Source organism: Kitasatospora sp. NPDC004799, assembly GCF_040609095.1.
Lineage (GTDB): Bacteria > Actinomycetota > Actinomycetes > Streptomycetales > Streptomycetaceae > Kitasatospora.
On sequence record NZ_JBEXJK010000561.1, the window covers coordinates 1 to 4,233 of the forward strand.

Annotated in this window: 5 protein-coding genes; 3 read left to right on the forward strand and 2 right to left on the reverse strand. The window is 71.7% G+C overall.

What is annotated here, in order from left to right; all coding sequences use genetic code 11:
* Window positions 1–912: 912 nt before the first annotated feature.
* Window positions 913–1,212, reverse strand: coding sequence for a YciI family protein (locus ABZW03_RS37965; RefSeq protein WP_355269011.1), 300 nt, complete (start codon window positions 1,210–1,212; stop codon window positions 913–915).
* Between the two features lie 240 nt (window positions 1,213–1,452).
* Between ABZW03_RS37965 and ABZW03_RS37970 the strand changes: the two genes are divergently transcribed.
* The 3 genes from ABZW03_RS37970 (at window position 1,453) to ABZW03_RS37980 (ending at window position 3,267) form a co-directional block, all read left to right on the forward strand.
* Complete coding sequence (locus ABZW03_RS37970; RefSeq protein WP_355269013.1) at window positions 1,453–1,806, forward strand: helix-turn-helix domain-containing protein; 354 nt, start codon at window positions 1,453–1,455, stop codon at window positions 1,804–1,806.
* A gap of 187 nt (window positions 1,807–1,993) precedes the next feature.
* Window positions 1,994–2,125 (forward strand): hypothetical protein, encoded by a 132-nt coding sequence (locus tag ABZW03_RS37975; protein ID WP_355269015.1) that lies wholly within the window; start codon window positions 1,994–1,996, stop codon window positions 2,123–2,125.
* Window positions 2,122–3,267, forward strand: coding sequence for a protein-L-isoaspartate(D-aspartate) O-methyltransferase (locus ABZW03_RS37980; protein WP_355269017.1), 1,146 nt, complete (start codon window positions 2,122–2,124; stop codon window positions 3,265–3,267). Before ABZW03_RS37975 ends, ABZW03_RS37980 begins: the two co-directional genes overlap by 4 nt.
* A gap of 167 nt (window positions 3,268–3,434) precedes the next feature.
* Here the strand turns inward: ABZW03_RS37980 and ABZW03_RS37985 are convergent, their stop codons facing one another.
* Window positions 3,435–3,938 carry a PH domain-containing protein gene (locus tag ABZW03_RS37985; RefSeq protein WP_355269019.1) on the reverse strand — a complete coding sequence of 168 codons (504 nt, stop codon included), beginning with the start codon at window positions 3,936–3,938 and terminating at the stop codon, window positions 3,435–3,437.
* Between the last annotated feature and the right edge of the window lie 295 nt (window positions 3,939–4,233).

A 4,233-nucleotide genomic window follows, 5' to 3' on the forward strand; every position in this document is an offset into this window, starting at 1 on the left:
CACCATCCACCCACTCCCACCAAACCCACCCACACCACACCACCACACCCCAACCCACCGATCGTAACCACAACACCACCCCACCCCACCAACCAAACCAAGGCACACCACCGGGCCGGACAGACACCGGGCCTCGGACGGACAGTTGCCGGCTGCCCTGTGCCACTGATCCCCGACCGACCGCCCGTGATTCGGACCACCACACGATCCGTGCCACCGAACCTCGACCCGCCCTACTCAGGGCCTCAACCAGCAGCGCCGGCCCGCCGCCCGATGATCAAGCCGACGCCGGCCGACCTCCGGCGCGGCGACTCCCACATGACCGTGGAACGCGTAGACGAGAAGCAGCTGAACAGCCGGTACATCCAGGTCCGGCTCCACAAGAACAACACCTACCAGCCCGAACACCGACACGACGTGCCCGAGCAGCACCTCCAGCCCCTGACGGTCCCCCAGGAGAAGGCCCTTGGGACGCTCCTCGCCCGGGCCGGCGCCGAGCCGAGCCGAGCCGAGACGACGAGACGGCTCCACGGGGAACAACACCGCCGAGCAGTTCGCCCCCCAGCGACGGCGATTCCCCGCAGCCGTCCAGCGACACCAGGCCGCCAACGGGCCCAGGGCCAGTCCGACCGGCCCGGTCAAAGCTCGACGGCACGAACCCGCGCGGTGGTCCAACTTCAACGGCACACCGGTCAAGGACCAGTGGCACAGGACACCGGCGACAGGCAGGGCCAAGGGCACGCACCGAGCCAGGCAGAGCCGGCGGGCCCGGGATCCCAGAAACCGACCGGGACACGGTGCGGCCCCAGACCGGGCCCGCGACAGTCACTGACAGCGGGCGACCCGGGACACCCAGCCGGAAAGCGCCGGCCCCGGGGCGCACGGCCGGGCCGGGCGGACCCCCGGGGGAGGTCAGTCCGGCAACTGCTGGCGGTGGGCGGCCAGCACCGGGGCGGTGGTGGTGGCGAGGAACTCCGTCACCCGGTACTCGGTCAACCCGGCCCGCACGAACGGGTCCTGCGCCACCAGCGCCTCGATCCCGGCCCGGTCCTCACCCACCGCGAGGATCACCCCGCCGTCACGCGGCACCTTGCGCCCCGACGCCAGGAAGGTCCCCGCCGCGTAATGCCCCTCCAACCACGCGACATGCTGCGGCAACACCGCGTCGATCGACTCCAGGTCAGCGGTATACGTCAACTCCAGTACGAACATGCCCCCCAGGCTAAACCCCGCCCCCGGCGCCCGGGCCACCACCGGGGCGGACAGGCGGGCGGGGGCGCGCGCCGCCGGCGCCACCCTTCCCCGCCGCGCCCAGGGCGCGCTGCGCACGCCGCGCGGTGAATACGGCACCGGGGTCGGGCATAGTAGCGTCGGGTACGTGAAGTCGCGCACACCGCGCGGGCTTTGATTATCGGACGGACGGGGGTCGAGCGTTGGGAAGGGGTGGTGGGTGTGGGACGGGCACGCGTGACGGCGCGGGTGATCGTGCACCCGGGCGTGGAGGACGTCAGCGTCCAGCAGGTACTGGAAGCACTCGCTGACCCCGCCCGCAGAACGGTCGTCCGCGCACTCGCCCATACACCGGCCCACCTCAGCTGCGGCTCCTTCGACCTCCCCGTCGGACGGTCCACCTCCAGCCACCACTTCACCGTCCTCCGCGAAGCCGGCCTCCTACGCCAGTACTACGTCGGCACCACCAAGATGAACGCCCTGCGCACCGAAGAACTCGAACAACGCTTCCCCGGCCTCCTCACAGCCGTCATCGCAGCCGCCGACGCCGAAGCCCAACAAACCCCACAAGAGTAAGGGCGGATCAGGCCCCACCCCAGCAAGCCCCGGCAAACCACCCGCAACAACGAGACCCAGGCACGCCGGCACCCCGAGGCCACCAACGACAGCGGACCCAAGCCGCCCGCCCCATTCACTTCAGGTGCCCGTTCGGCTACGCTCCGCTCTGCGAATTGTCGAAGCGTCATGCAGCGTGGAGGTCACCGTGGGTGACGAGAACAAGGGCGGCCCGAACGACGGCAAGAGCGGCTCGCACGCCAAGCCCGGCGGCCCGCAGATCGGCCCGAAGCCGAACCCCGACGGTCAGCACCCGACGCCCGACCCGAAGCACAAGTGACCGCGGCCGCCGACGCCCAGCTCCAGCTGATCGACCGGCTGGAGGCTTCGGGCGCGCTGACCCCCGACTGGCGGCAGGCCTTCCTCGACGTCGGTCGCCACCTGTTCCTCCCGGACGTCTTCTGGGCGAGCACCGGCGGCGGCTACGAACGCTGCGACCGCGCGGAGAGCCCCGACAGGTGGATGGAGCTCGCGTACTCCGACGTGGCGATCGTGACGCAGTGGGACGGCGGAGCGGACGACGGGCAGCGGGAGCCGACGTCGTCGGTGTCCATGCCGACGATGGTGGCCTCCATGCTGCGCGACCTGGACGTGCGCGACGGCCACAGGGTCTGGGAGGGCGGGACCGGCCCGGGCTGGAACGCCGCGCTGCTGGCCTACCGCCAGGGGGCGCACAACGTGGTGACGGTGGAGCTGGACCCGGCGGTCGCAGCCCAGGCCGCCGCGAACTTCCGGGCCCTGGAGGCCGCCCCGACCGCGGTCGTGGGCGATGCCGCGGACGGATACCCGCCCTCGGCCCCGTACGACCGGGGGATCCTCACCTGCTCGGTACGGGAGGTCCCCGCGGCCGTGATCGGGCAGATCCGCCTGCAGGGCGTCCTGGTGCTGCCGTTCGCACCGCTCTTCGGCGGCGGAGCCGTCGCCCGCCTCACCGTCTCCGGCACCACCGCCGAAGGCCCGTTCACCGGCTCCTCCGCGTTCATGCGCATGCGCCAGCAGCGCTACCAGGCCCCGCCCGTCGACGACTACCTGCCCGGCGACTGGCCCGGCGACGCCGCGCAGGAGCACACGACCCTCAGCCCGCTCGACGTCGTCGACGACTGGCTGGCGGCCTTCGTCGTGGGCCTGGCCCTGCCGGACCTCTACTACCGGCGCAGCGACGGCGACGGGATGACCACCCTGTGGCTGTTCGACACGGCCGTCACATCCTGGGCGACGGTCGACTTCGTGGACGGCGCGAGCCGGTTCGAGGTTCGGCAGTCGGGTCCGCGCCGGGTGTGGTCGGAGGTCGAGGACGTCGTCCGGTGGTGGGAGAAGGAGGGCCGTCCGGGCTTCGAGCGGTTCGGACTGACCGTGGACGGGGGCGAGCACCGGGCGTGGCTGGACGAGCCTGCCAACCCGCTGCCATCCGCCCGGGGGTGACGCCGAGTCCTCCGCCAAGCGTCGAACATCCATACGCGGGAGGTACCGGTCTCCACGAGCGCTTCGGCGACCGGATCGGCCTCCCACGTCATCCGGTCGCTCCGCGCGGCCCGGCGCAACGCGGCGAGCAGGTCAGTGCGCAGCGGCCCGTCGTCGGCTTTCTGCGGTCAGGCGGAACCGGCGCCCTGGACCGGGTCCTTGTCGCGCAGTTCAGCCAAGGCGGCGCGCAGGACGCCGATCTCCCACTCGACCTGGAAGCGCGAGCCGAGGTGCAGATCGTTGACGTGGACGAGAAGCACGCGCCGGCCGCTGGACAGGTAGGCGTACGCGACCATCTTCGGCATGAAGGGCTGATTGCCGGGCGAGGGCCGCAGGGGCTTGGTTCTGATGTCCTCGATGTCCGCCCAGCTCAGCCGCCGCGTCCGGAGCAGTCCCCGGACCCGGATTCCGGCACCGTCCACCCAGGTGCCGGACCACGGAAGGGTGACGGCCACCGCTACGACGAGCAACAGGGTCGCCACACTCACCAGCAGCTTCACCCAATGGGGGAAGATCTCCTGCGTCCATGCCGTGATCACGAAGGGGATCGCCGCGCAACCCATAAAGATCACGCTCGCATTCGCCTTCCGCCGGTTCGCCCGATACGTGCGTGGCAGTTCCCGCGCCCCCATGGCCCCCCCTTCCCCCGGCGGACACTGTAGCCCCAGCCGGGTCGTTGGTGGGGCACCCAAGCCTGTTCTTCCTTTCCAGCGATCATCTTCTGCCACGGTGGCGGTGGCCGGGGTAGAGGTGCGCTCGTCCGGAGTACGGGCCCGTCGCCGCGGCCAGCCCGCTTTCCCCGGGCGGCCGCCGCCCCCGGGAGCGGGTGGCCGCCCCCGCCCGTCAGTCGGCCTCCGGGGCCCGTTGGCCCGGGACGGCCTGCGCCCGGTCGTGCTGCAGGGCCCGGAGTTCGGCGAAGGTGCCCGG

Excerpts from the sequence above, each read along its gene's own strand:
- ABZW03_RS37965 (WP_355269011.1), bottom strand. The coding sequence starts at position 1,212 with ATGTTCGTACTGGAGTTGACGTATACCGCTGACCTGGAGTCGATCGAC.
- ABZW03_RS37985 (WP_355269019.1), bottom strand. The coding sequence starts at position 3,938 with ATGGGGGCGCGGGAACTGCCACGCACGTATCGGGCGAACCGGCGGAAG.